The organism is Actinoplanes sp. NPDC051346 (assembly GCF_040682215.1).
Taxonomy (GTDB): domain Bacteria; phylum Actinomycetota; class Actinomycetes; order Mycobacteriales; family Micromonosporaceae; genus Actinoplanes.
In genome coordinates this window covers 727934-753514 of record NZ_JBFBAJ010000001.1, presented here as the reverse complement: position 1 = coordinate 753514, position 25581 = coordinate 727934, and the positions used below count along the sequence as shown (strand labels likewise).

At 71.3% G+C, this 25581-nt stretch carries 22 protein-coding genes; 11 read left to right on the top strand and 11 right to left on the bottom strand.

All coding sequences use genetic code 11. The features are described from left to right. Positions 1-14 precede the first annotated feature (14 nt). From AB0M36_RS03355 to AB0M36_RS03345, 3 genes are read right to left on the bottom strand one after another with little or no spacing between them, the layout of a single operon-like run. Entirely contained in the window at positions 15-2219 is a 2205-nt protein-coding gene (locus tag AB0M36_RS03355; RefSeq protein WP_364151577.1) for an FtsX-like permease family protein, read from the bottom strand. Then, entirely contained in the window at positions 2216-2917 is a 702-nt protein-coding gene (locus AB0M36_RS03350) for an ABC transporter ATP-binding protein (protein WP_364151575.1), read from the bottom strand. The genes AB0M36_RS03355 and AB0M36_RS03350 overlap by 4 nt, the downstream gene beginning before the upstream one ends. Continuing rightward, positions 2914-3438 (bottom strand): PadR family transcriptional regulator, encoded by a 525-nt coding sequence (locus tag AB0M36_RS03345; RefSeq protein WP_364151573.1) that lies wholly within the window; start codon positions 3436-3438, stop codon positions 2914-2916. The genes AB0M36_RS03350 and AB0M36_RS03345 overlap by 4 nt, the downstream gene beginning before the upstream one ends. Positions 3439-3716: 278 nt before the next feature. Between AB0M36_RS03345 and AB0M36_RS03340 the strand changes: the two genes are divergently transcribed. From AB0M36_RS03340 to AB0M36_RS03315, 6 genes are all read left to right on the top strand, one after another. Then, positions 3717-4322 carry a hypothetical protein gene (locus tag AB0M36_RS03340; RefSeq protein WP_364152247.1) on the top strand — a complete coding sequence of 202 codons (606 nt, stop codon included), beginning with the start codon at positions 3717-3719 and terminating at the stop codon, positions 4320-4322. Between the two features lie 528 nt (positions 4323-4850). Continuing rightward, positions 4851-5771: a hypothetical protein gene (locus tag AB0M36_RS03335; protein WP_364151572.1), complete on the top strand. Its 921-nt coding sequence runs from the start codon at positions 4851-4853 to the stop codon at positions 5769-5771. 117 nt (positions 5772-5888) lie between these two features. Beyond that, complete coding sequence (trmB, locus tag AB0M36_RS03330) at positions 5889-6572, top strand: tRNA (guanosine(46)-N7)-methyltransferase TrmB (RefSeq protein WP_364151570.1); 684 nt, start codon at positions 5889-5891, stop codon at positions 6570-6572. 58 nt (positions 6573-6630) lie between these two features. After that, positions 6631-8892: a GAF domain-containing protein gene (locus tag AB0M36_RS03325; protein ID WP_364151568.1), complete on the top strand. Its 2262-nt coding sequence runs from the start codon at positions 6631-6633 to the stop codon at positions 8890-8892. 59 nt (positions 8893-8951) lie between these two features. Then, a complete protein-coding gene (locus AB0M36_RS03320) occupies positions 8952-10355 on the top strand; it encodes a selenium-binding protein SBP56-related protein (protein ID WP_364151566.1) in 1404 nt (467 codons plus the stop codon). Next, the gene (locus AB0M36_RS03315; RefSeq protein WP_364151564.1) at positions 10352-10996 is read left to right on the top strand and encodes a hypothetical protein; all 645 of its coding nucleotides are present in this window, start codon (positions 10352-10354) and stop codon (positions 10994-10996) included. The genes AB0M36_RS03320 and AB0M36_RS03315 overlap by 4 nt, the downstream gene beginning before the upstream one ends. A gap of 177 nt (positions 10997-11173) precedes the next feature. Here AB0M36_RS03315 and AB0M36_RS03310 read toward each other — a convergent pair whose 3' ends face one another. Together AB0M36_RS03310 and AB0M36_RS03305 are read right to left on the bottom strand one after the other, a co-directional pair. After that, positions 11174-11383 (bottom strand): hypothetical protein, encoded by a 210-nt coding sequence (locus tag AB0M36_RS03310; RefSeq protein ID WP_364151562.1) that lies wholly within the window; start codon positions 11381-11383, stop codon positions 11174-11176. A 220-nt stretch (positions 11384-11603) separates the two neighbouring features. Then, positions 11604-13025, bottom strand: coding sequence for an NlpC/P60 family protein (locus AB0M36_RS03305; protein ID WP_364151560.1), 1422 nt, complete (start codon positions 13023-13025; stop codon positions 11604-11606). A gap of 136 nt (positions 13026-13161) precedes the next feature. Here AB0M36_RS03305 and AB0M36_RS03300 point away from each other — a divergent pair, with 136 nt between their 5' ends. Next, positions 13162-13650: a MarR family transcriptional regulator gene (locus AB0M36_RS03300; protein WP_364151559.1), complete on the top strand. Its 489-nt coding sequence runs from the start codon at positions 13162-13164 to the stop codon at positions 13648-13650. Between the two features lie 42 nt (positions 13651-13692). Here the strand turns inward: AB0M36_RS03300 and ggt are convergent, their stop codons facing one another. From ggt to AB0M36_RS03285, 3 genes are all read right to left on the bottom strand, one after another. Next, positions 13693-15480, bottom strand: coding sequence for a gamma-glutamyltransferase (gene ggt, locus AB0M36_RS03295; protein ID WP_364151557.1), 1788 nt, complete (start codon positions 15478-15480; stop codon positions 13693-13695). Positions 15481-15561: 81 nt separating this feature from the next. Then, a complete protein-coding gene (locus AB0M36_RS03290; protein WP_364151554.1) occupies positions 15562-17073 on the bottom strand; it encodes an alpha/beta hydrolase in 1512 nt (503 codons plus the stop codon). Between the two features lie 84 nt (positions 17074-17157). Then, positions 17158-20229, bottom strand: a complete 3072-nt coding sequence (locus AB0M36_RS03285) for a M14 family zinc carboxypeptidase (RefSeq protein ID WP_364151551.1) — start codon at positions 20227-20229, stop codon at positions 17158-17160. A gap of 225 nt (positions 20230-20454) precedes the next feature. On the opposite strand from AB0M36_RS03285, the gene AB0M36_RS03280 reads away from it, so the two are divergent. Next, a complete protein-coding gene (locus AB0M36_RS03280) occupies positions 20455-21480 on the top strand; it encodes a PQQ-dependent sugar dehydrogenase (RefSeq protein WP_364151549.1) in 1026 nt (341 codons plus the stop codon). 31 nt (positions 21481-21511) lie between these two features. Here AB0M36_RS03280 and AB0M36_RS03275 read toward each other — a convergent pair whose 3' ends face one another. Further along, positions 21512-21769, bottom strand: a complete 258-nt coding sequence (locus tag AB0M36_RS03275) for a hypothetical protein (protein WP_364151546.1) — start codon at positions 21767-21769, stop codon at positions 21512-21514. A 185-nt stretch (positions 21770-21954) separates the two neighbouring features. Here AB0M36_RS03275 and AB0M36_RS03270 point away from each other — a divergent pair, with 185 nt between their 5' ends. Then, positions 21955-22311 carry a CocE/NonD family hydrolase gene (locus tag AB0M36_RS03270; RefSeq protein ID WP_364151543.1) on the top strand — a complete coding sequence of 119 codons (357 nt, stop codon included), beginning with the start codon at positions 21955-21957 and terminating at the stop codon, positions 22309-22311. Positions 22312-22332: 21 nt separating this feature from the next. On the opposite strand, the gene AB0M36_RS03265 is transcribed toward AB0M36_RS03270, so the two are convergent. Next, positions 22333-22992 carry an HAD family phosphatase gene (locus tag AB0M36_RS03265; protein ID WP_364151541.1) on the bottom strand — a complete coding sequence of 220 codons (660 nt, stop codon included), beginning with the start codon at positions 22990-22992 and terminating at the stop codon, positions 22333-22335. Positions 22993-23192: 200 nt separating this feature from the next. On the opposite strand from AB0M36_RS03265, the gene AB0M36_RS03260 reads away from it, so the two are divergent. After that, complete coding sequence (locus tag AB0M36_RS03260; RefSeq protein WP_364151538.1) at positions 23193-24062, top strand: glycosyltransferase family 2 protein; 870 nt, start codon at positions 23193-23195, stop codon at positions 24060-24062. Here the strand turns inward: AB0M36_RS03260 and fgd are convergent. Further along, on the bottom strand, positions 24059-25060 hold the full coding sequence (gene fgd / locus AB0M36_RS03255; RefSeq protein WP_364151535.1) for a glucose-6-phosphate dehydrogenase (coenzyme-F420): 1002 nt from the start codon (positions 25058-25060) through the stop codon (positions 24059-24061). The genes AB0M36_RS03260 and fgd overlap by 4 nt on opposite strands. 112 nt (positions 25061-25172) lie before the next feature. Here fgd and AB0M36_RS03250 point away from each other — a divergent pair, with 112 nt between their 5' ends. Beyond that, positions 25173-25574, top strand: a complete 402-nt coding sequence (locus AB0M36_RS03250; protein WP_364151533.1) for an ATP-binding protein — start codon at positions 25173-25175, stop codon at positions 25572-25574. The last annotated feature ends 7 nt before the right edge of the window (positions 25575-25581 follow it).

Here is a 25581-nt window from a genome sequence, read left to right as displayed (position 1 = left end):
TCCAAAGTGTCGGCCTACTCGTTACGGACGGTTTCGGGGCCGGTGATCCGGCGCAGCAGGGGCAGGGTGGAGGCGACGATCCCGAGGGAGACCGCCAAGCCGCCGAGCACGAACACGAAGTACGTGACGGTGGGGAGGCGTAGCGAGTAGCTCATCTGGGCGGTGAGGAACAGGTGCGCGGCCAGAAAGCCGGTCCCGATCGCCACCCCGGCGGCGATGAGGAGCGGAACTGCCGTCTCCAACGCGATCACCCGGCGCAACAACCGCAGCGGCACGCCGGTGAGGCGCAGCATGCCGAACGGGCGCCGGCGGTCACTGAGGCCTCCGACGGCGCTGACCGCGAGGCTGGAGCCGGCGACCACCAGGCTGGCGAGGATCACCACGTCGGCCAGCTGCCGCCATCCGTTGAGCAGCGACCTCACATCGGTCTCGTGTTCGGCGTCGGTGCTCGCGTACCGCTCCGCCTGGGGGTACGCGATCGCCAGGGTGGTGCGGGCGCGCTCCAGCGCGGCGGACGACCCGTCGGTGCCGACGACGACCGACTTGATCGGTAGTCGCGCCAATGTCTCGGTGCTGACGTGTACCGTCGGCCACGTCTTGTCCGACGCGGGCCAATGGGTTTCGAGGGAGAGGTCCTCGATGACCGCGGCCACCTCGGCGCCGGGCGCGCAGCTCCCGAAGTCCGGGTGGCCCGCGATGTCGGCGCAGGACACGAGGTTGGTCAGCGTCCAGCCGTGGATCACCATGGCGGGCAGATCGTTCGAGGCGTCCCGGATCACCGCGACCCGCTGAACGCCGGGGATCGAGCGCAGATCGAGCCGGAGCCCGTCCGGCACCACGGCGCTCTCCGCCGGTGTCCGCTGCACCAGGCTGGTCGCGGACGGGCCGACGAGTGGGCCACCGCGATGGATGTTGATGGTGGTGATCACCCCGATCGCCACGCTGGCCACGAAGAGAGCCAGGATCAGCCCGCTGACGGACCGGAAGCCGGACTTCGGGTTGTCCGCGAGCCGCCGGGCGGCGATCAAGCTGGCCGCCCGCTTGGTGCGCCGGGCCACGGCCCGGGCCCCGACCATGGTCAGCCACGGTCCGGCGACCACCAGCCCGACCATGATCACCAGGAAGCCCGGCAGGAACACCAAAACCTGGGCGTGGGAAGTAGCGGGGACGCCGACCACGACGAAGAAGCCGAGTTCGGCCAGGCCGAGCCCGAGCGGGATCAGCCGGAAGGCGCTGGGCGGCCGCGGGGTGACCCGTCGGGAGACGCCGAGCGGAGAGACGCGCACCCGGCGCAGCGAGAATCGGGCCGCCAGCGCGGCCGCGGCCGGCACTCCGATGAGGACCGCCAGCGCGTCGGCGACGGTGAGCGACATGTCCTCGGGGAAGAACGCCGCCCCGGCGAACGGGATCGCCGCGGCCGGCTCCCGGATCAGGAAGAACAGGCCGAAGCCGAGAACGGCGCCGATCGCCGCGGAGATGGTCGCCTCGACCGCCGCCACCACCGACACCTGCCCGGGCGTCGCACCGACCAGGCGCATCGCCGCGAAGCGCTGTTCCCGGCGGGCCGCCGAGAGTCGGGTCGCGTTGCCGATGAACATCAGCAGCGGAAAGATTAGTCCCCCGGCGACCACGGACAGGACGAGGTCGAGCGCCCTCGCGAAGGCCGCCACCCGGCTCGCCGGCAGCTCGGTGCCGATGCTGGTCAGGCGCTGGACATCGGGCACGCGGGCCAGTGCGTCGGGGGTGTTGCCGACGATGGCGAGCAGCGCGTCGGGCCCAGGGAGTGCCGAGTCGCCGATGATCCCGATCTGGCGCCCGGCAAAGCGGTCGCCGAGTTGGTTCGCGGGCGCGACGCGCAGCAGCGCGTCGAGCGCCGGAGAGGCGTAGAACTCCCCCGGGCCGGGCAGGCGTGGGATGCCCGGCGGGATCGGGCTCGTCGGTCCCGTGGCGGCGACGTCGAGCCGACTGATCGTGGCACGGTCGTAGTAGGTGTCGCGCCCGGTCCACAGCACCGGGTCGGCGGTCGAGACGGCGACGTCCGCGCCACCACTGGGATAGAGCCAGGCACTTCTCGTGTACTGAGCCTGGACCGCGTTGACGCCGGCGAGTGTCGTCAGCAGCAGCCCGACGCCGAGCGCGACGGCGGCGGCGATCATCACCAGCCGGATCATCGTCTCCCGCCCACTGGCCAGGGCGAGCCGGATCCCGAAGCGGATCATGAGGCGACCCGCTCCAGGGTGAGGGAGTGAGCCTTGCCGTCCCGGACGATGATCTCGCGGTTGGCGTACGCCGCGACCCGCGGTTCGTGGGTGACCAGGACGACCGTGGTGCCCTGCTCCCGGGCCGAGTCGACGAGCAGGTCCATCACCTGTTCGCCGGCGATGGAGTCCAGCGCGCCGGTCGGCTCGTCGGCGAACAGAATCCTCGGCCGCGCGACGAGGCCCCGGGCGAGCGCGACCCGCTGGGCCTGGCCGCCGGAGAGCTCGCCGGACCTACGCTGTTCGAGCCCGTCCAAGCCGAGCCGGGCGAACCAGATCCGTGCCTGTCGCAGCGCTTCGCCGCGGCGGGCGCCACCGAGCAACAGCGGCAGCGCGACATTCTCCTCGGCGGTCAACTCGGGGACCAGTTGTCCAAACTGGAAGACGAACCCGAACCGGTCCCGACGCAGGGCGCTGCGCTCGTTTTCGGCCATGGTGTCGACCCGGCGTCCGTCGAAGTAGACCTCCCCGGACGCGGGCACCAGGATGCCGGCGAGGCAGTGCAGCAGCGTCGACTTGCCCGAGCCGCTGGGCCCCATGATGGCGAGAATCTCCCCGGCGGCCACCGACACGCTCGCGCCGCGCAGCGCGGGGGTCTCGCCGAACGACAGCACGACGTCCCGCGCCTCGATGATGCCCGACTGCCCCGCGGCAGTCATGGCCGCACCTCCGCCGCGAGCGCGTCGAGCCGCGCCGCCGTCTGCTCAATCCACCGCAGGTCGGCCTCGAGGTGGAACAGGCCGTGATCGGCCAGCATCGCGTCAACGAGGCCGCCGGCACGCTTGATCTCGGTCAACTCCCGCATGCGTCGCAGGTGGGCGCCGCGCTGCGTGTCAAGGTACTCACCGGCCGGGCGCTCCAGCATCAGCGCCAACACCACCTTGGCGAACAGCACCGTCTGCAGGTGCGGCTCCGGCTCGACCGGCTCCGTCAGCCAGGCGTCGACCTCGGTCGCCCCCGTTTCGGTGATCACGTACCGCTTGCGGTCCGGCCCGTCGCCCGGCTCGGCCTCGCCGATAACCACCTTGCCGTCCCGGGCCAACCGGCCCAGCGTCGAGTAGACCTGCCCGAACGGCAGCGGTTTGCCGCGGCCGAAGAACGTGTCGTAGTCCCGTTTCAGGTCGTAGCCATGGCTGGGCTCCCGCTCCAGCAACCCCAACAGCGTCAGAGGAACACTCATGCGGCGACCATACACCAGGGGTATACACCGCGTATATACACGCAGAGACCTAGCCGATGGGACTTCACCCGTTCGCGACGGCTCTTCGCGTGCCAGGTCAATCCGGCCTCGCGACGTTCGACCTTTACGCCTGGTTTGCCCGTTGCCGAGGGACGTTGGGAATGTCGTACCCGTCGATTAGAATGTGTGTACGAAAACAGCGTCTGAGCTGCGGGGAGATCACAGTGACCACGCCCGTTTTGTCCACTTCGGTGCCTACGATCCCGCCCTATGCGACCATGCTCGGCTTCACGCGCTACGTCGCGCGTACGGGGCCGGCGAAAGCGACGTTCGTGGGCGGCCTGCGCCGCCAGCGCGAGCGCCGCACCGGCTTCAACCCGCATGGCCAACTTGTAAAGGCCCTCAAGGCTGACGTCGCCTTCCACACCGGCGGCAGCTACCTGACAGGCGTCGTCGACCTGGTGAAGCCCCGCTGGAAGCCGCTCTACGAGGCGGTCAGCGCCGGCGCCCTGACCTACCTGCACTCCCTCGGCGACCCGGCGGACGTGAGCCTCGCCCAGATCCGCGAGGCGCTCGCCTCGGTGGGTCCGCTGGCAGTGAAGATCAACCCGCACTTCGGACTGCGCCACGCGGACAACCGCCGCGAAGCGGTGCGCCTGCACTTCGACGAGCAACCACCCACACCGGAGGTCATCACGGCAACCCTGCACCTCATGGCCCGCCACATGGACCAGATCCTGCCGGACGCGGAGCCGGTCCTGGTCGACCTGCGGCGCGGGACGACGCACCGGATCGACCCGGGAGCCAAGACGGGTGACGTGGAGCGATGGCTGGCGGGCGAGGCCGCGGCATTCACCGCCATGTGGACCGCCACAGCAGCATGACGCCCTAACCCCGGCCGGCTCGGGTCTGGCCGAAACGGGCCCGGGTCGGGCCGGCCGAGGTCGGGCAGGCCGAGGTCAGGCAGCCCGGCCGGGTCGGGCCAGGTCGGACCGGAGCCTGGTGGGCCCGGGCCGGGGCCAGGTGCGGCCCGGGACCAGGTGCAGCCCGGCGCGGCCCGGGGCCAGATGCGGCCCGGGGCCAGATGCGGCCCGGGGGCCCGGCGCGGCCCGGGGGCCCGGCGGCCCGGGGGCCCGGCGGCCCGGGGGCCCGGCGGCCCGGGGGCCCGGCGGCCCGGGGGCCCGGCGGCCCGGGGCCAGGTCGGGCCAGGGTCAGGTGGCCCGTCGGCGGGTAGTGGATCGCCCGAACGGTCGGAATTGTTTTGGTTTCGGAGTGGGAACTTCTTAGGTGCAGCCGAGTTGCGACGATGTCTTCCGGTGTAAGCGGGGGCAAGACGTCGGGGGGCGTTGGTCATGTCGGTTCTGGGGCGGGTTGCGGGAAGTCTTCTCACGGCGGCGGCGGGAGTCGCGGGAGTGGCTGTCGTTGCGCCCGTCCCGGCGGCCGCGGCCACGGTGCCGAGCATGGCGACGCTGGTGGCGTACGTGCGGGGCGGGGAGGTGTACGTCAGCAAGGGCGCCGCCGAGACCAGGCTGACCACCGGGGGTGGCTGGTCACGGCCGCAGTTCTCGCCGGACGGCAAGTCGATCGCGCTGCTCAAGAGCGGTCAGTTGTGGACCATGAAGGCCGACGGCAGCGCGAAGCGGCGGGTGACGACTCGGGCCGCGGCGGGGGCTTCGTGGTCGCCCGATGGCCGGTTCCTCGCCTTCGCGTCGCTGTCGTGTTCGGGTGGGCCGGGGGTCTACAAGATCTCCGCTACCGCCGTGAACGCCGTGCCGGAGGTCGTGTTTCCTTCCTACTGCCGGGGCGAGGAGCTGCCGGCCGAGCCCGAGGGCAGGAGCGCGCCGACCGGGTCGCTCAGTGACCGGCTGCGGGCCGACGACGCCGTCGCTTGGTCGCCCGATGGCACCAAGGTCGCCTTCCGGGGTGGGGACTGCGAGTCGATCTATGACGCCTGCCTGACCGTGGGGACGATCGCCACCGGCGGGGAGAAGACCGTCGACGCGTACGGCGGGGGCAGCCGGCAGACCTCCGGTTTCGCGGTCCTGCCGACCTGGCGCCGCGACGGGGCGAAGCTGGCCTGGACCGCGTACCAGAAGGGTGAGACGACGGCCGAGGATCTTCCGGTGCACGTTGTCGAGTACGACGTGGCGACCGGGGCGAAGCGGACCGTCGGCGCCAGCCAGGATCGGGAGCTCGCGTACGTGGACTCGGCCCGGGCCGTCGCGACCGGCACCTACAAGAACGGGTCCTGGGTGATGGTGGTCAGCCTGACCAACGGGTCTCGCACACCCTTCCACCAGGGCTCGCAGCCGAGCGTCCAGCCGAAGCGATAAGCCGAACGTCCAGCCGAAGCGATAACACGAACGTCCAGCCGAGGCGATGAACCGAAACCACCGCACCGCGCCGGTCCGAAATCTCGGGCCGGCGCGGTGCGTATCCTGGGTCGCCTGATGAGCGACACGACCGAACGGGCGATCCGCACCTTCCACCCCCGCCGCGGCCGGATGGGCAACCGGCACGCCGACGCTTTCGCCGAGCTGTGGCCCGAGCTGGGGCTGACCGTCGTCGACGGGGATCGCAGCCCGCTCGACCTGGGCGAACTGTTCGGGCGGGACGCGCCGCGCGTGCTCGAGATCGGGTTCGGCATGGGCGAGACGACGGTGGCCATGGCCGCGGCCGACCCGGGCCGGGACTATCTCGGCGTCGAGGTGCACACCCCGGGCATCGGCAACCTGCTCGCCCTGGTTCGCGAGCGTTCCCTGACGAATGTACGGGTGGCGCACGGCGACGCGATGCAGCTGGTCCGGCGGCTCGCGCCCGGCTGCCTGGACGCCGTACACGCGTTCTTCCCGGATCCGTGGCCGAAGGCGCGGCACCACAAGCGGCGGCTGATCCAGCCCGCGCACGTCGCCCTGCTGCGGGAGCGGCTGCGACCAGGTGGCACGCTGCACTGCGCCACCGACTGGGCGCACTATGCCGGGGCGATGGCGGAGACGCTCGACGCCGATCCCGGACTGATCAACGCGTACGGCGGGTTCGCGCCGCGTCCCGCGCACCGGCCATTGACGAAGTTCGAGCAGCGGGGCGTGGGGGCGGGGCGGGAGATCTTCGACCTCGTGTACCGGCGACGCTGAACCGGTTTGCCAATTTTACGGCTTTCGCGCCCGTACCCTGGGGGGCGGAGGTCGGAGCATGGCACGAAGCGATCTCGGCCTCGAAAGCCTGGAGAGCATGCAGGGCCTGACACGCCTGGGGCGTGCGGACAGTCATGATGCGAACGCCGACGAGCACCGCACGTCCGGCGACAACCATGCCGAAACCGGTGAGACCCCAGAGACAGCCGGGATTCCGGGTACGGGTGTTGAGTCGTCGCCGCGCACCTCGCACTTCGGCCCGGCCGTGGATGAACCGAAGCTTCGGCGCGGGGCGTTGATCAGTGACGCCGCCGACCAGGTGGCCGCCCTCGTGGCGCGGGCGGTGCGCGCGCGCTGCGGCGTCGTCTATTTCGTCGACGGCGACCGGCTGCTGCTCTACGGCGGGTCCGGGCTTCCCTTTCCCCGCGCGGACTACGCCGACATCCCGATCGGGAACACCCTCGCCGGCATCGTCGTGCGCACCGGCGAAGGGCTGGCTATCGACGATCTCACGACCGACGACCGGGTGCCGGCGGACTCCCCCATCCGGGCGCACGGTTTGGCCGGCTCCTACCTGGGCCTGCCGATCCGCGACGAGCAGGGCACGGTCATCGGCGTATGTTGCGCCTTCGACGCCGAGCCCCGGCGCTGGAGCGACGACGACCGGGCCGCTGTCGCCGAGGCCGCCCAGGTCGGCACGCTGCTCATCACCGAGCGGCGGGCGACCCACGAGATCGACCGGCAGCGGCGGTTCCTCGACGCCGTGCTGGACAGCCTGCACGACGGAGTGACGGCGTGCGACGCGGACGGCCGGATCCTGCTGGTCAACGCCCGCATGCAGCAGTTGTGGGAGGCCGCGCGGATGCCGGGGGACCTCGACGGCGACGCCGTGATCGCGAATCTCACCGACGGCGACGGCGAGCCTGTCCTGCCGGACGACATCTCGCTGTACCGGGCCCTGCGCGGCGAACGGCTGTGGGGCCACGACCTGATCTTCTCGGGGCGGGGACGGCGGACGCGGCACTACGTCGTCGACGCGCAACCGATCGTCGGGCCGGACGGGCGTACCCTCGGCGCGGTCCAGGCCGTGCGGGATGTCACCCGGCGCAAGCGGGCCGAGCGGTTCCGCACCTGCGAGCTCAGCGTCATCACCGCGCTGGGCGACGCGCCGAGCGTGGCGGCGGCCGGTTCGCGCGTGCTGGAGGCGATCGTCTCGACGCTGGGCTGGACGCATGCCGAGTTGTGGCTGGTCGACGACGCCGCCGGGGTGCTCCGGTCGGCCGCGCACTGGCATGTGCCGGAATGGTCCGCGGAGATCGAGGTGCCGGCGGAGTTGCCGTACGGCACCGGGCTCGCCGGGCGGGCGTGGCAGGCCGGCAAGCCACTGTGGATCCGCGACGTCGCCCTGCCGCAGAGCCTCATCTCGCCCGAGACCGCCGCGGGTTCGCAGCTGCACGCCGCTTTGGCGCTGCCCGTACGCAACGGGCTGGAGACGCTCGGGGTGCTCACCGTCTTCTCCGACAGCGCCGAGGAAGCCGACGACGAGTTGGTCGCGCTGCTGTCCGGGATCGCCGCGCACATCGGCCAGTTCGTCGAGCGGCGCATGGTGGAGGACCTGCAACGGCAGCTGACCCGCACCAAGAACGAGTATCTGGCGCTGGTCGGGCACGAGCTGCGGACGCCGCTGACGTCGATCGCCGCGTACACCGAGCTGCTGCGGGACGCCGACTCCGAGATGCTGGTGCTCCAGGGGCCGCGGATGCTCGAGGTGATCGACCGCAACACCAACCGGCTGCGGCACATCATCGACGAGCTGCTGGAGCTCTCCGCCCTCGACACCGGACACGCCCGCGTCCAGTTCGCTCCGGTCGACCTCGCCGAGGTCGTACGCGAGTCGATCATCCGTACCCGCAAGGCGGTCGAGGGTGAACCGCTCACCGTCGAGGAGAGCCTGCCGGACCGGCTGGTCCTGCCCGGCGATCGGCGACGGCTGGGGCAGGTCGTGGACAATCTGCTCGGCAACGCGGTCCGGTTCAGCCCCGACGGTGGGCGCGTCACGGTGCGTCTGCGGGCCGCCGGGCGCGCCGCCGAGTTGGCCGTCACCGACACCGGCGTGGACGTACCCACGGACGAGCGGGAGAAGATGTTCACCGGCCTGTATCGGACCAGCCGGACCCGCGACCAGGCCATTCCCGGATCCGGGCTCGGCCTGACGCTGAGCCGGGCGGTGGTGGGGCGCCACCACGGCAGCATTCAGCTGACCGAGGCCGAGGGGTCGGGAATCACTGTTCTCGTGCGCCTGCCGCTCGACGCTCGTTGACGACCTCTTCACAGATGTGACCCTGTTCACGCCGGTGGTCGTCGGACGACGATGGGCCTATGACCAGGTGGACACCCGATCCGACGTTCTACCCCTCGCCGCGGGACGCGCTCACGGCGCCTGCCGAGCGCCTCGCCTACGTCGCGGCCTTCGACCGCTCCGCCACCAGGCCGGATGCCATCGCCGTGGTGGATACCGATCCCGGCTCCGACACGTACGCGAAAGTGGTGGGTTGGACCGATCTTCCGCACACCGGCGACGAGGTCCATCACTTCGGCTGGAACGCGTGCAGCAGCGCACTGTGCCCGACGGCGCCGCATCCGCACGTCGAACGCCGCTATCTGATCGTGCCGGGCCTGCGGTCCTCCCGGCTGTATGTGCTCGACACCAAGGACGATCCGCGCAATCCGGTGCTGGTCAAGGAGATCACCGCGGAGGAACTCGCCGGCAAGGCGGGCTACTCGCGGCCGCACACCATCCACTGCGGACCGGACGGCATCTACGTCTCGGCGCTCGGCGGCGGTTCCTCCGACGGCCCCGGCGGCATCGCGGTGCTCGACCACACCACGTTCGAGGTGCGCGGCCCGTGGGAACGCGACCGGGGCGACCAATACTTCGCGTACGACTTCTGGTGGCACCTCACCCGCGACGTGCTGGTGTCCTCGGAATGGGGCACGCCGTCGATGATCGAGGAGGGGATCAACCCCGAACTGCTGGCGGGCCGCGAGTACGGCCACCGCCTGCACTTCTGGGACCTGGCCAAGCGCAGCCTGGTGCAGACCGTCGACCTCGGCGACCAGTACCAGATGCCGCTGGAGCTCCGCCCGGCCCACGATCCGCGCAAGGAGTACGGCTTCGTCGGCGTCGTGACCAACGTCGAGGACCTCTCCGCCTCGGTCTGGGTGTGGCACCGCCACAACGGACAGTTCGCGGTCACCAAGATCATCGATATTCCCGCCGAACCGGCCGACGCCGCCGACCTGCCCCCGGCCCTGCAACCCTTCGGCGCGGTTCCCCCGTTGATCACCGACATCGACCTCTCCGTCGACGACCGCTTCCTCTACGTTTCCGCCTGGGGCACGGGCGAACTCAAACAGTTCGACGTCTCGGACCCCTTCCACCCCAGGGAAACCGGCTCGATCCGCCTCGGCGGCATCACCGGCCGCGTGGCCCACCCCGCCTCCCCCACCGAACGCCTCGCGGGCGGCCCCCAGATGGTGGAGATCTCCCGCGACGGCCGCCGGGTCTACGTCACCAACTCGCTGTACGGCTCCTGGGACGACCAGTTCTACCCCGACGGCGTCGGCGCCTGGATGGCCAAGATCGACGTAGACACCGAGGCCGGCGGCATGACGCTCGACGACCGCTTCTTCCCGCACGGCGACGACTTCCGGGGCCTGCGGGTGCACCAGACCCGCCTGCAGGGCGGCGACGCCTCGTCCGACTCGTACTGCTTCCCGTGACGGTTGGCCACCTGGCCGCGCTCGCCGCCCTGGGCGCCTTCCACGGCCTCAACCCCGCCATGGGCTGGCTCTTCGCGGTCGCGCGCGGCATGCAGGAAGGCAGCCGTGCAGTGCTGCTCACGTCCCTGCCACCGATCGCCGCCGGCCACCTCGCCTCGGTGGCGATCGTGGCGGCCGTGGTCTCGGCCACGGAATCGCTCGTGGCCGGCAACGCGGTCGCGATCGCGGGCGGTGCCGTCCTGGTCGCCTTCGGCCTGTGGCGGCTGCTGTCGGCGCGGCACTTCCGCTGGGCGGGCATGCGGCTGTCACCGACCCAGCTCGCGGGCTGGTCGTTCCTGATGTCCTCCGCCCACGGCGCGGGCCTCATGCTCCTCCCGGTCCTGGCGACGACACCGGTGACCGCCGGCGCCCACGCCAGCCACGCGGCAACCCTGGCGGCGGCACCAGCGGGGGCACTCGCCGGGATCCTCGCGGCGGGGGTGCACACGGTCGCCATGTTCGTGGTGTTGGGAATGTGCGCGGTCGCGGTCTATGAGTTCGCCGGACTGAAGGTACTGCGCCGAGCCTGGTTCAACGTGGACAAACTCTGGGCGGCCGTCATGGTGACGGCGGGCGCGCTGACGATCGCCCTGACGGCATAGGCGGCTCTCCTTGGTCGAGCAACGTCCACACCGGGTCGGTGCTCTGCCGGGCGGCGGCAATGATCCGACGGCGGGCCGCCTCCCGTTCCTCCGCCTGCCAAGCCCACGCCGCCTCCAGGGCCGCCCGCCGGGCGCGGCGCCGAACCCACGGCAGGCATCGCCACCATCGGCGGCCGATCACGCCACGCCTACCTCGGTCCAGACCATCAACACGTGCCGGATCCCGGTGATGCGCGCGACGGTCGCCGCCGCGTCGTCAACCGTCTCGTGGCCGGTGCGCAGATCCAAGTCCGGGATGAACAGCGACCACCCGTCCGGATGCCGGTGCGCGGCGGCGACGAGACGGCCGCTGAGCGGGCGCGGCTCGTCCGCGTCGCGGAACGTCACGATCGCATCGGCTCGAATACCGATTACGGCTGAAACCCGCTTTGCCATCAACGACGGTGGAACGACGGCAGAAGAGCACCATGATGGCTTCCAGCCTGGTGCCGCCATTGAGGCCGCCGAGCAGGTCATGGAGGGAAGCGACGACCCGCCCCGCCTGTCCTGGGTTTGAAGAACCGATTGGGGGTCCGGGGCGGAGACCGCCCCGGACCTATGAGGCCGGTCAGGGGGTGGTCACGCAGACCTCGGGGGTCCAGGGTGACTGGCCGCCCGCGTGGAACGAGGCGACGGCGAAGCACATTTGCGTGCGAGGCGGCTGTCCGGGCAGCCAGACCTCGGTGGTGTCGGGGCCGGTGACGCCCGCCTGCGTCACGGTGCCTCCCTGGCGCTTGGTGAGTTTGAAGCCGGTTTCGTTGGAGGAGTTGTCGCGCCAGGTGACGTGGACCGAGGTGCCGAGGGTGGTCACCGCCACGGCGGATGGTGCGGCGGGGCCGTTGTTGGGTGTGGTGGTGCAGGTCCAGCCGGGGGTCCAGGGGGAGGCGCCGACGGCGTTGACCGCTCGGACGCGGAAGCACATGTAGGTGCCCGGAGTGAGGCCGCTCCACAAGTAGGAGGTGGCGTTCGCGGCGACCCGTACCGTCGTCACGCCGTTGTTGATTTCGAAGCCGGTTTCGTTGTTGGAGCGGTCCGTCCAGCTGACGCGGATGGTGGTGGCGTTGACCGGGGTGGCGATCGGGCTTCCCGGAGCGGCGGGTGGGTAGGCGGCCGGGACGGTGACGCAGGCGTTGTTGCTCCAGTCGGAGCGCTGCTCGTAGCCGCCGCCGGCGAAGGGTGACCGGATGAAGGCGAGGACGGTGAAGCAGACCTGGGTTCCGGCGGCCAGGCCGGTGTAGGTCTTCGTGGTGACGTCGGCGGGCACCTCGGAGAAGGTGAGGCCGGTCATGATCTGGAAGCCGTGCTCGGTGGCGTAGCGGTCGGTCCAGTTCACCGTGACGCTGCCGGGGCCGGTCACCGTGGCGCTCGCGGTGGGTGCCGGCGCGAGGGTGAAGATCCGCTTGACGAGCGTGGCTTCGCCGGGATCGTAGGCGCGGATCCTGACCTGGAATTCCGGCGCGACCGATCCCGGTTTGATGCCGTGCGCCTCGACGACCTCCGGGCGGTCGGCGTTGTCGAGGTTGCGGCCGAGATAGATGGCGACGTGCTCGTATTCTCCGTCGGCCCCGCTGTCGTAGAAGAGAAGGTCACCGGGCAGGAGGTCTTCCTTGGCGCTCACCGTGGACCCCAGGGCGCTGAATCCCTGGGCGGTGCGGTCCTCCATGGGCAGGTTGGCCCGGCCCAGCGCGTAGTGGACCAGGCCGGAGCAGTCGAAGCCGGCGCCCACGGTGCTCTGGTGGGGGTGACAGCCCGAGTCGGGGTTGCCGTACGTGGCGCCGGAGAGGTCACCACCGCCCCAGCAGTAGGAACGGCCGAGCTGGTCGACGGCGGCCTGGGTGAAGGTCCGGGCGTTCGGGGTCGCCGGGTTTTCCCAGTGGTAGCTGGCCGGCACGGCCGCCGGAGCCGGAGCCGGGGCCGCGGAGGCGGCCGGGGGCATCGTGAGCGAGGCCGCCAAGGCGGTCGCCAGCACGAGTATTGCTCGGACGCGCACAGTTCCTCCCACATCGGTTATTCCGAAGTCGTAGTATCTGAGGGGAGGGTAGGCCGTAGCATCGATGGATGTCCAGAGTGGATGACGAGGAGTTCGAGCTGTGACGGATCCGCTGATTTCAGACTGGGTTTCGCGCGTGAACGAGATCGACCCCCTCACCGAGGGGGTCGTCGAACGGATCCATCTGATCAGCCGATACCTGGCCAACGCGTGCGGCCGGATCGCCGCCCCGCACGCCATCAGCGCCCGCGACTACGACATCCTGGCCCGGCTCTACTGGACCGGTGAGCCGTACCGGCTCGCGCCCAGTCAGCTCGCGGCCGGCACCCAGGCCCCGGCGACCACGATCACCAACCGCCTGGATCGGCTGGAGCGACTCGACCTGCTCCGCAGGGTGCCGGCTCCGACCGATCGGCGCTCCATGCTCGCCGAGCTCACCGAGCACGGCGTGGAGCTCTTCCGTGCCATCGTGGTCGAGCAGGCGACCCTGGAACGAGCCGTCTTCGCCCGGCTGCCCGCCGACGATCTGGCCCAGCTCCGCGACCTGCTCGATCGCACGATGCAGGCCTGCCAGGAGGAATTCGGTCCGCCACCCCGGCGCGTCGACCTCACCCGCGAATCATAAAAGGGGCGGGCCCGGCGGGCCCGCCCCTTTATGTCCAAGCTGTCAGTAGCGGGGTCGGACGACCGCGGCCGAGCCGCCTCCCCGGCGGGCCGGTTCAGCGGAGGCGATCATGCCGCCGTGGCGGGTGAACTCGATCGCCGTTGCCGCGCCCAGCTCCGTCACGTCCGCCGCGAAGGTGTGGCCGAGCGCTTCGAGGCCGGGGCCGTAGCGGGCGTGGAACGCCGCCTCGGACGGGATGCCGGCGCTGTTGCGTTGGGAGGCGCGCGGTGCCGCCATTGCCTCGGGGAGGGTCATGCCGAGGTCGATGCGGTTGATCAGCACCTGGAGCACGGTGGTGATGATCGTGGCGCCGCCCGGGGAGCCGAGGGCGAGGAAGGGCTTGCCATCCTTGAGGACGATGGTCGGGGACATCGAGCTGCGGGGGCGCTTGTTGGGGCCGGGCAGGTTGGGGTCCGGCGCGGTGCCCTGGGTGGGTACGAAGTTGAAGTCCGTGAGCTCGTTGTTGAGCAGGAACCCACGGCCGGGCACGACCATGGCGTTGCCGCCGGTCTGCTCGATGGTCAGGGTGTATTCGACGACGTTGCCCCACCGGTCGGCCACCGTCAGGTTCGTCGTGCTCTGCCCCTGCTCGACCGGGCCGCCCACGGACGCCGGGGTGCAGCCGGTCGCGGTGAGGTCGCCGGGCGGGACCGGCTTGGTCATCGCCTTCGCCGGGTCGATCCGGCAGGCACGCTGGCTCGCCCAGTCGTCACTGATGAGCTTGTCGAGAACCGACTGCGGGGTGTACGCCCCCACGTAACGGTTGCGGTCGGCGAAGGTGAGCGCGGTGGATTCGACGTACCGATGCAGTGCCTGGATGGTTGTTTCCTTCGACAGGTCGGTCTTCTCGAGGATGTTCAGGGCCTCGCCGACGGCTGTGCCGCCGCTGGACGGGGTCGACATGCCGTAGACGGTGAGGCCGCGATAGTCGGACTTGGTCGGCTCGGGGTAGCGGACCTCGTACGCCGCCAGGTCCGACCTGCGGAGGTCTCCCGGGCGGATCGGGTACGTCCAGGTGCCGGTCGGATCGTCCGCGACCGGCGGGTGCTGGACGGTCCGGACGATGTCGGCGGCGATCGAGCCGCGGTAGAAGACGCCGGTGCCGCGCTTGGCGATGAGCCGGTAGGTGTCCGCGAGGTCGGGGTTGCGCAGGGTGGTGCCGACCGTGGGTGGCGCGCCGCCGGGCAGGTAGAGCTCGCGGGTGGAGTCGAACTGGCCGAAGGCGGCGGCGTTCTCCGCGACCTGCTGGCGGAAGGTGGCGTCGACCGTGAATCCTCGGTCGGCGACGTCGGCGGCCGGGCGCAGCAGGCTGCCCAGCGGGCGGGTGCCCCACTTCCGGGCGGCCGCCTCCCAGGTCGCGAGGGTGCCGGGGGTGCCGACCGAGAGGCCGCTGACCCGGGCCTCCGGGAAGTCGTACTGCAGGCCGTCCGCCGGGTCGATGAAGGCGTCCTCGGTCATCGTGGCCGGCCCGGACTCGCGCCCGTCGATGGTGCTGACGGTCTTGTCCTTCGCGTCGTAGTACACGAAGAAGCCGCCGCCGCCGATGCCCGCGGAGAAGGGCTCGGTGACGCCGAGGGCGGCGGCCGCGGCGATCGCGGCGTCGACGGCGTTGCCGCCGCGGCGCAGCACGTCCAGGCCGACAGCGGTGGCGGTGGCGTCGACAGTGGAGATCGCTCCGCCGAAGCCGGTCGCGGTGGGGCCCGCGGTGCGGGTCTGGGCCGTCGCGCCGGTGGGCACGAGGGTGAGGCTGACTAGGGTGGCGGTGGTGGCGAGCGCGAGCGTGAACCGCATCGTGCCTCCGGCGCGATAGATGAGAGTGGACGATCCCTCTCTACCGGCACCGGCGAGCCGGCACAACCCGGGACACGCGCGTCACCCAGCGTGATTGGCCGCCCGGCGCAGCAGTGCCGCGTGCGACGGGCGTCTGCCCACCCCGCCCGGCTTCGGTTCGACTCCCGGGCAGGAGCTGCCGGCGGCCGGCGGCCGTACGGTCAGCAGGTAGCGGTCCACCAGGGTCGTCACGCAGGGGGAACGTCCGTAGACGGTGTGGCCCCACCCCTCGTACGTGACCAACGTGGCCTTCGGCCCGAGCTGCCGTGCCGTCTCGGCGGCCCAGACGTGCGGCGTCGCCGGGTCATGCCGGGCGTTGATCAGCAGGACCGGTCCGGTGCGGGCCGTCGCCAACGCGCGCTGCGGGTTGTCCGGTGGCAGCGGCCAGCCCAGGCAGCTCGCCACCGAGGTCATGGCGAGGGGCGACACGGGCATCTCCGGGTTGCCGCGGGCCAGCGTCGCGAGCCGGTCGCGCAGGTCGTTCCAGCCTCGCACCGGGAGCGCCCAGTCGTCGCAGAAGACCGCCGGGAAGCTGTACTCCGCGTCGGTGAGGGGCTCGCGGGCGCGGCGTCCCGCCGGCCCCGACGCCTCCTTCAGAAAGTGGGCGAGCGTGTGCCACTGCGGGTCGTAGAACGAGCCGAACGCCACGCCGAGCAGGTCATACAGGTTGAGGCGGTATGACGGGTCGAACGGATCGGTCAGGGTGCCCCGGCGCGCCCGGTTCATCAGCGTGGCCCAGACGGCCCGGACGTCGCGGCCGTGCAGCGCGCACCGGGCGTTGCGGGCGCACCAGGCGACGAACTCGTTGAAGGAGTCCTGGGCCGCCCGGGTCTCGGCGTCGAGGAAGGCGCCGGTGTCGCCGCTGTGGTCCATGACGCTGTCCAGGACCAGGGCGCGGACGCGGTGCGGGTAACGCTCGGCGTACTGCGCGCCGAGCAGGGTGCCGTACGAGGCGCCGTAGTAGCTGATCGTCTCCGTGCCGAGGGCGGCCCGCACGGCGTCCATGTCGTCCACCACGCTCAGCGTGTCGGCGTGGCCGAAGACGGCTCCGGTGCGGCGGGCGCAGTCGGCGGCGAGGCGGCGGTTGTAGGCGATCGTCTCGTCGTAGCGCCGGGCACTGGCCACGAGGACGGGTGGGCCGGCGACGAGCAGCTTCGCCGTGCACTTCACGGGATTGCTGCGGGCCACGCCGCGCGGGTCGAAGCCGACGATGTCGAAGCGGCCGCGGATCGCCTTGCTGAAGAACCAGGGACTGTCCAGGGCGAAGTCGACGCCGGAGCCGCCGGGACCGCCGGGGTTGACCACCAGTGTGCCGATCCTGCGCTCGGGGTCCGTGGCGAGGCGGCGGGCGAGGGCGACGGTCACCGACGGGCCGTAGGGCGCGGCGCGGTCGACAGGCACGCGCAGGCTCGCGCACTGCGCCGTCTTGTCCTCGACGCAGGGCTTCCAGGTCAGCGTCCGGTCGCGGGCGGCCTGGGCCGGGCTCGCCGCGGACACCACCGAAGTCAGGACGGCCAGGAACGCGGCCAGGAACGACCGGGGGGTTGCACGCACCGCGATGTCTCCGCCCTACACGGCAGCGCGCCGCGCGCCTCATGTCTAGACGAAGCGCGCGGCGCGATCCACCGATTGGGGACATTAGCCCCGGAAAGTTGGAATCTTCAGGTGCTTCATCGCCCGCCGGACCAGTTCGTCGCGGTCCGCCGGCGCCAGCGTCTCCAGGCCGAATCCGAGATAGACGCTGTCGGTGGTGGTCACCGCGGCCCCGGAGTCGAAGGCGAGCTGGCTGCGCGACCAGTTCGTGCTGTTGGCGCCCGAGCCCGGCGGCGGTCCGGCCACCGTCCAGCCGCCGAGGTCACTCTCGAACGAGGTCCGCTCGGCCACCGTGCCGCCGATCTCGACCCGGACGTCGTCGAGGAAGACGCCGAGGCCCTGGGTGCCCCAGTCGGACATGTAGCTGATGGAGAGCTCGACCTTCTTACCCGCGTACGCGGACAGGTCGGCGTCGAACTCCTTCCATCCGCCGCTGGAACCGGTGACCGCGTTCCACGTGCCGGTCGTGCCGGTCGGCGTGCAGTCCGCGCCCTGGTAGTGGGCGAGGAACGGGTGCAGCCTGACGACCTCCGACTTGCAGCTCTCGCCGGTGTTGGCGGTGGTGAGCCCGCCAGCGTCGGGCAGGGTCGTCCAGTCGTCGGAACCCACCGTGTGCGCCTCGACGAACATGAAGTCCCAGTCGGTCTCGACGTCGATCGACGTGCGGAACTTCAGGCGCGCGGCCTGCGCACCGGTGAGGTCGACGGTCTTGGTGAGCCGCTTGTACGAGCTGTCCGCCTGCCCGCTCCACAGATACCAGTCACCGTCGTACGGCTCGTACGGCGCGGCGCCCGGCAGCTTCCAGTCGACCGGTGCGGCCGAGGACGCGAACTGCGGGAACTTCTTCGGGTCCAGGAAGCTGGACGTGGCCAGGAACGCGGCGGTGTGCCCGGCGCCCGGCGTGGCGGAGTAGCCCTCGAACGCGCCGGCGACGCCGTCGAGCGGGAACGGGTTGCCGTCGGTGCCGGAGCCGCCCTCGTCGACGTACGAGTACGCGCCCAGCCAGTACTGCTGGAAATCGTTGAAGAGCTGCAGACACGCCGGGTTCTCCGGGTCGGTGCACTCCCCCGGCCCCGTGGGCAGGTAACGGTAGGAGCCGTCGGCGCCCTGGGCGAGGCCCGCGTTCTTGCCGCCGAGCAGCAGTTTGCCGCCCTCGTTGAGGTAGTCGCGGACGGCGAGCTCGGTCTCCACCGCCGAGCGGGCCACCGTGCCCGCCGGCTGGCCGACCGCCCGCGGGATGATGTCGTCGCCGGTCTCCCAGACGACCGCCTCGTAGTGCGACAGCACGCCGAGCGGGTGCGGCGCCGCCCGACCGTGGGTGTCGAGGTCGTAGACGTCGGCTCGGTATCCGGCCTTCTTCAGCGAGGCGACGTGAACGCCTGCGTACCGGGCGCTGGTCGCGCCGTCGGTGGCGGCGGGCGAGATGCCGGTGACGTCCTCTGCGGCCAGCACCAGCACGTCACCGCCGATCTTGTCGGCGACGGTGTAGGTGAAGTCCGTCGAGGTGACCTTGGCACCGTCCTTGCGGGCCGTGAACCACACCTTGACCTTGTCGCCGGGGCGGGCTCGGGGCACGGTGCCGCGCACCTCGGCGAAGTAGCTGTCGAGAACGCCGCCGTAGCGTTCGCCACCCTTCCACTCGGCCGTGCGCGCGGTCCGCTCCCGGCCGCCGTTGATCGAGTAGTGCAGGGTGACGGCGCGCATGCCGCGCCGGGCGGTGACGGCGACCTGCTGCGCGGAGCCGTACGAGGTGTCGAACGCGTCGACGGCCAGGTCGGGCGTGCTGCGGCCGACCACCGACACCGGGTTGGCCGGGTCCTTGGCGGACTGGGCGACGGAGAGCGCGAACGGCAGGTTCTTGGCGAACTCGTCCTGGATCAGCTTCTCGTCGTCCGGGAAGTTGAAGCCGCTCTCGCAGTCGTCGGGGTCCCACTGGTCGTCCGGGTCCAGCCCGGAGATCGTCTGGCAGGTGCTCATCTCCGGCGTGAAGCCGATGGCGCCGGTGCGCACCTGGGCGTGGTAGTCGGTGTCGCCATTGGTGGTGTAGAGCTCGGCGGAGATGTCGGGGTCGTAGCCGGGCACTGCCGGGTGAGCGTCGTCGCCGACCAGCGCCACCGCGATCTGGTCGTCCGGGCTGGGCGTGCTGACCTGCCAGCCGATGCCGTAGAGCAGCAGCTCGGCGGCGGAGTGGTAGTTGATCAGGAACTCGAAGCCGATCCGCCGGAACAGCGCGTCCAGGGCCTGGGTCTCGGGCTCGGAGGCGGGCGCGGGACCGCGGTAGGTCTCGCTGGCCGGGTCCGGCGAGGACCCCTCGTTGTCGTAGCCCCACTTCTCCGCGAAGTTGCGGTTGAGGTCGACGCCATCGCCGGCGGTGATCTGGCCGTCGCCGTTGTTGTCGCGCAGGTTCTTGCGCCACAGGCGGTGGCCCTCGGTGAACGTGAAGTCGTAACCGTCGGGGTTGGCGACCGGCACGAACCACAGTTCGGTGGTGTTCAGCACCTTCGTGATCGTGGCGTCCGTACCGTAGGAGTCGAGGACGTGGTGCAGCAGCCGGCGGTTCATCTCCGGGGTGATCCACTCGCGAGCGTGCTGCCCGCCCATGTAGAGCACGGCCGGACGGCGTCCGTCGGGCACGTGGCGCGCGTCGCGGGTCACCTTGACCGCCTGGATGGGTACGCCCTTGACCGACTTGCCGATGGTCACGAGCTTGGCGAGTCGCGGATGGCTCGCGGCCGTGGTGGCCAGTTCGTCGCGGATGCCGCCCGCCGCGGCGTACGGCCGGAAGACGGTGGGTGCCGCCGCCTCGGCCCGCATCCGGGCCGTGGTGCGCTTGGCGGTCAGCGGTACGCCGGCGGCGACGAGCCGCTCGGCCTGCCGCTCACCGAGGATGGTCTCGACGGCAACCTTGCCGTCCGCGGCAGCGGTCACCGCGCTCTCGTCGTGGTCTATGCCGACGGCGCGCAACCGTTGGAGCTGCGCGGCGTCGAGGGTGCCGACATAGACCCTCAGCGGGTCGTCGGCAGGAGCCGCGGCGGCCGGCGTGATCCCTGGTAGGACCGCGGCGGCCGCGGTCACGAGGGAGAGCGCGCAGGCGGTCGCCCAGCGGGCTGGTGTCATGGTGGAGGCCTCCATGGATTCCAAGGTCGTGAGTGGACCTTGACCGCAGGTCGGAGGCGGTGTCAAGCATTCAGACGGGTGAATTTTCAGTTTCCTCACAGGCAACCCGGGCACGGTAGAGGGATGACTTCCGCCACACGCTGGGGATTCGCCGCCGCAACGGCCTGTGCTGTCTTGCTTACAGCCTGCTCTGAAAGTGATGAGAATTCCCCCGCCGCGCCGGTCGTGCCTGCACCGTCGGCGTCGGTCGCCTCCACCCCCTCCTCCGCCACACCGTCGGCGACCGGCGGCGTTCCCGACCTCAGCCGGGCGGAGACGGTGGCCGACGACCTCGACACGCCGTGGGGACTCGCGTTCCTCCCGGACGGCGGCGCGCTGGTCGCCGAGCGCGACACCGCCCGGATCCTGCGGATCCCGGCCGGCGGCGGCCCGCCCCGCGAGGTCTACCGGGTGCCCGGGGTCTCGGCCGCCGGCGAGGGCGGGCTGCTCGGTCTCGCGGTGGCGAAGGACCATGCCACGACCAAACATGTGTACGCGTACTTCACCGCGGCCGACGACAACCGCATCGTCCGGTTCACGCTCGACGACGCCGCCGCCCCGAAGGTGATCTTCGACGGCATCGACAAGGCCGGGATCCACAACGGCGGCAGGATCGCCTTCGGGCCGGACGGCATGCTCTACGCCGGCACGGGCGACGCCGGCGACCCGTCGGCCTCGCAGGACCCGAATGATCCGAACGGCAAGATTCTGCGGCTCACCCCGGAGGGCAGGCCCGCGCCGGGCAACCCCCGGGCGGGATCGCCGGTCTGGAGCCTGGGGCACCGCAACGTGCAGGGCCTCGCCTGGACCGCCGACAAGACCATGTACGCCGCCGAGTTCGGCCAGAACCGCTTCGACGAGCTCAACAAGATCGAACCGGGGCGCAACTACGGCTGGCCGGAGGTCGAGGGCAAGGGCGACGACAGCAGGTATGTGAACCCACTGGTCACGTGGACGACCCCGGAGGCGTCACCGTCAGGCGTGGCCGTCGCGGGAAACACCGCCTATGTGGCGGGGCTGCGCGGCGAACGACTGTGGACCGTCCCGCTCGGCGGCGGCACGGCGAAGGCCGAGCTCAAGGAGCGCTATGGCCGGCTGCGCACCGTGGAGGTGGCACCGGACGGCGCGCTGTGGCTCACCACGTCGAACACCGACGGGCGTGGTGACGTCCGCGATGGCGACGACCGGATTCTGAGGTTCCCCGCCCGGTGACGGGTCACGGGGCGGGGAACTCGAAGAACCTTCAGGATGTGCGGCTACTGGGGGGCATCTCGGGCAACTGGCTGATCGCCACCGCGTATTGGGCGATCTGCCGCTTGTTCGGCACGACGCCGACATTGCGGAGCTGATCGTTGATTTCCTGTGCCACCGCATCCTCGGACTGTCCGCGGTGCGTCAGCATGACCTGGTTGACGACGTAGTCGACACGAAGCTGCATCTGCCAGCCAAACGGGCGTTGTGTCGCGCCGCTGGCGAGGCTCACTGAGGCGACGGGTTCCATGCCCCTGAGTATCGGAAGCAGGGCGCCCGACTGGAACCTTGGGGACGCTGTGCAACCCAGCTGCACCCGAGCCGCACCGATTTCTCCATCAAAAGGGCCGCCACGGTTGCCGTTCAGTCGCCCCCGGGCCTCCCCGAACCCTCTTCGCCACCGAGGATCGGAACGCCATCCGGGAGAGCGTCTGGGTGCGGACGCCCAGCGACGCCGACGAGGACGGCGTGCCCGACCGCGTGGCGGTCGACCTGGTCCGCCCGCGAACGGCACCCGGCGTCAAGGTCCCGGTCGTCATGGACGCGTCGCCCTACTACTCCTGCTGCGGCCGGGGCAACGAGAGCGAGCTCAAGGAGTACGACGCGAACGGCGTGATCAGCAAGGCGGTCGTCGACTGGCTCAACGGGCGGGCGACGGTCGAGGTCGACCTGGCACGCAGCACGCTGGTCCTGCCGGTCGCCGGGCCCGCCACGCTGACCCCGTCGTCGTCGGCACCGTCGACCGCCCACGGCCTCACCGCGCGGGTGCGCCCAGGGCACAAGCTGCCTTGACCGCCGCGGCGGACAGGCCGCTCAGCGCAGTTTCCCGACCGCCTCGACCGTCAGCTCGGCCAGGTCGTGGACGACGAGGCTCGCCAGCGCCAGGGCGTCGGCCGCGGGCGGATAGACACCGTGCGGGACGGCGACGACGGCCAGGCCGGCCGCGCCCGCCGCCCGCAGGCCGTTGCTGGAGTCCTCGACAGCGGCGCAGACCCGTGGGGTGAGGCCGAGGCGGTCGACGGCGGCGAGATAGACGTCCGGCGCGGGCTTGCCGCGGTCGACCTCCTCGGTGGAGAGCGTGACGCGGAAGGCGTCCCGCAGCCCGGCCGTCTCGAGCACCTGGTCGATGAGGACCCGCGCCGACGAGCTGGCCAGGGCGAGCGGGAAGTGGGCGGCGAGGCGGCGGACGGCCTCGACCGCCCCGGGGATCAGGGGCAGCGCCTCGCGGTAGCGCCCGGCCATCCGGCCGAGCACGTCGGCGGCCACCTCCTCGGGCCGGCGCGGGACCCCGACCTCCTCGCTCAGGTGCCGCGACCATTCGCCGGTGCTCATGCCCATCATGCGGGTCTGGCTGTCGGGGAGGAACTCACGGCCGTGCTCCGCGACATAGGCGCGGCGCACCTGCTCCCAGACCTCCTCGGTGTCGATGATGACGCCGTCCAGGTCGAAGACCACAGCCTCGATCGTTGTCACGGACTTCCCCTCTTGGTGGGCGACTCCCCGCACCTTACTGGGCCTGGCGCCGGAGTTGACGCACCGTAATCAGTTGGTAAGTTGTGACCCGTCCGTGCGACCCCCATCGCCATCCCGCCGCCGAGGAGCCACCGCCCATGCCTCCCTCGTCGCGACGCTCGGCGCCGTCCCGCGCCGCGTCGTCACCCACCGTGACCGTCGTGATCCCCGCCCTGAACGAGGAGGACAACCTCCCGCTGGTGCTGGAGAACCTGCCCCCGGTCGACGAGGTCGTCGTCGTGGACGGGCGCTCGGACGACGACACCGTCGCGGTGGCCCGTGAGGTGCGCCCCGACGTGGTCGTCGTACGCCAGACGCGCTCGGGCAAGGGCAACGCCCTGGCGTGCGGGTTCGCCGCGGCCACCGGCGACATCGTGGTGACCGTCAACGCCGACGGGTCGGCGGACCCGGGCGAGATCCTGCGGTTCGTCGACGCGCTGCTGTCCGGCGCGGAGGCCGCGCACGGCTCACGGTTCCGATACGGCGGCGAGCACCGGGACGCCCGGCCCGCCGAGCGCGTCGGGCACGCGCTGCTGAGCCGGGTCGTCAACCTGCTGTTCAGGACCCGGTTCACCGACCTGAGCTGCGGCTACAACGCGTACTGGCGGGAGCTGTTGCCGCTGCTCGAGCTGCCCGGGCCGGACGTGCCGGGGCTCAAGCGCGGGCGGGCCGCCTGGGGCGACGGCCCGGAGATCGAGACCCTCATCACGATCCGGATGGCGACCCGCGGGCTGCGGGTGGTGGAGGTCGCCACGGTCGGCTACCCCCGGCTCCACGGCGACCGGCAGCGGCGCCTGCTGCCCGTCGCCCTGCGGATGGCACGCGCGGTGGCGATCGAGTACGCCCGCCGCCGGGCCCCGCTGCGGTCCGCCGACCGTCCGGCCCTCGGCACGACGGCTGCCCCGGAGGCCGTCGTGCCGGAGCAGGAAACCGGCCGTCGTAGCGCCCGGCACTCCGTGTCCCCTCCGCCACGCCCCCGCCGCCGCGGCGACCAGCGGATCATCAGAGGCGATCGGCGCGACAACCCCTAGGACTTCCGGTCACGCAGCCGGGGCAGAACCTGCTCGCCGTAGACGCGCAGGAACCGGTCCTGGTCGGGGCCGGGCGCGTGGAACACCAGGTGTTTGAAGCCCATGTCCAGGTACTCGGCGACCTTCGCGGCGTGCTCGTCGGGGTCCGAGGAGACGATCCAGCGGGTCACCGTGCGGTCGACCGACAGCGCGTCGGCCCGGCGCTGCATCTCGATCGGATCCTCGACGCCGGTCTTCTCCTCGGGCGAGAGGGCGAGCGCACCCCAGTAGTGGGTGTCGTTGCGGGCCTTCTCGAGGTCGGGGTCGAAGGAGACCTTGACCTCGATCATCAGGTCGAGGTCGTCGAGCGGCCGGCCCGCCTTCTCCGCGCCCTCCCGGACGGCCGGGAGCAGCGTGTCGGTGTAGAGCCCGTGCCCCTTGCCGCTGGTGGTGATGAAGCCGTCGGCGACGCGGCCGGCGAGCCGGGTCGCGGCCGGACCGGAGGCGCCGATGTAGATCGGGACCCGCTGCTCGGGCTTGTCGTAGATGGTGGCGAGCTCGGTGCGGTAGAACGCGCCCTCGAACGTCACCCGGTCGGAGGTCCAGAGCTGCCGGATGAGCGCCACCGCCTCCTTGAGCCGCGCGAACCGCTCCTTGCCCTCGGGCCAGGTCAGGCCCAGCGGCACCTCGTTGAGCGACTCGCCGGAGCCCACGCCGAGGATGACGCGACCCGGGGCGAGGCAGCCCAGCGTGGCGAACGCCTGCGCGATGACCGCCGGGTGGTAGCGGAACGTCGGCGTCAGCACGCTGGTGCCCAGCAGCACCCGCTCGGTGCTGGCGGCCAGCGCCCCGAGCCAGGGCAGCGCCGCGGGGGCGTGCCCGCCGTCGTGCCGCCACGGCTGAAGGTGGTCGCTGACGAACACGGAGTCGAAGCCGTGCTGCTCCGCGTCGATGCCGTAGCGGAGCAGCTCGCGAGGGGCGAACTGCTCGGCCGATGCCTTGTAGCCGAACCGAATCATGGTCCGACCCTATCGCCGTCGCACACCGGGTGTGGTTAGCCCGGTACCTGGCCGGGAACACAGGGGGTGCGGGTATCGGCGCGGCCGGTCGAGTGGGAGGAGGACGAATCGCATGCGGATCTCGGTTCACCTGAACCTGCCCCGGGAGGTCGACAGCGTCCCGGCCGTACGGCGGCTGCTGCGCTGTGCCCTGTCGGTCTTCCACGTCGATCGGGAGGCCGGCCAGGACCTGGAGGTCGCCCTGACCGAGGCCTGCGCCAATGTGGTGAACCACGCCCGTGGGGCGGACGCCATCGAGGTGAGCCTCGACGTCGCCGAGGACCACTGCGCGATCGACGTCGCCGACAACGGCGCCGGCTTCGACGCCGAGACCGTCGGCGGGCCCGAGGCGGCCGGCGAACGGGGCCGCGGATTGTTTCTCATCAAGGCGCTCAGCGAGAACGTACGCATGCAGTCCACGCCCCGCCGGGGCAGCATCATCCACTTCGAGAAGTCGTTCGCCGCGACGCGCTGACGCGCCC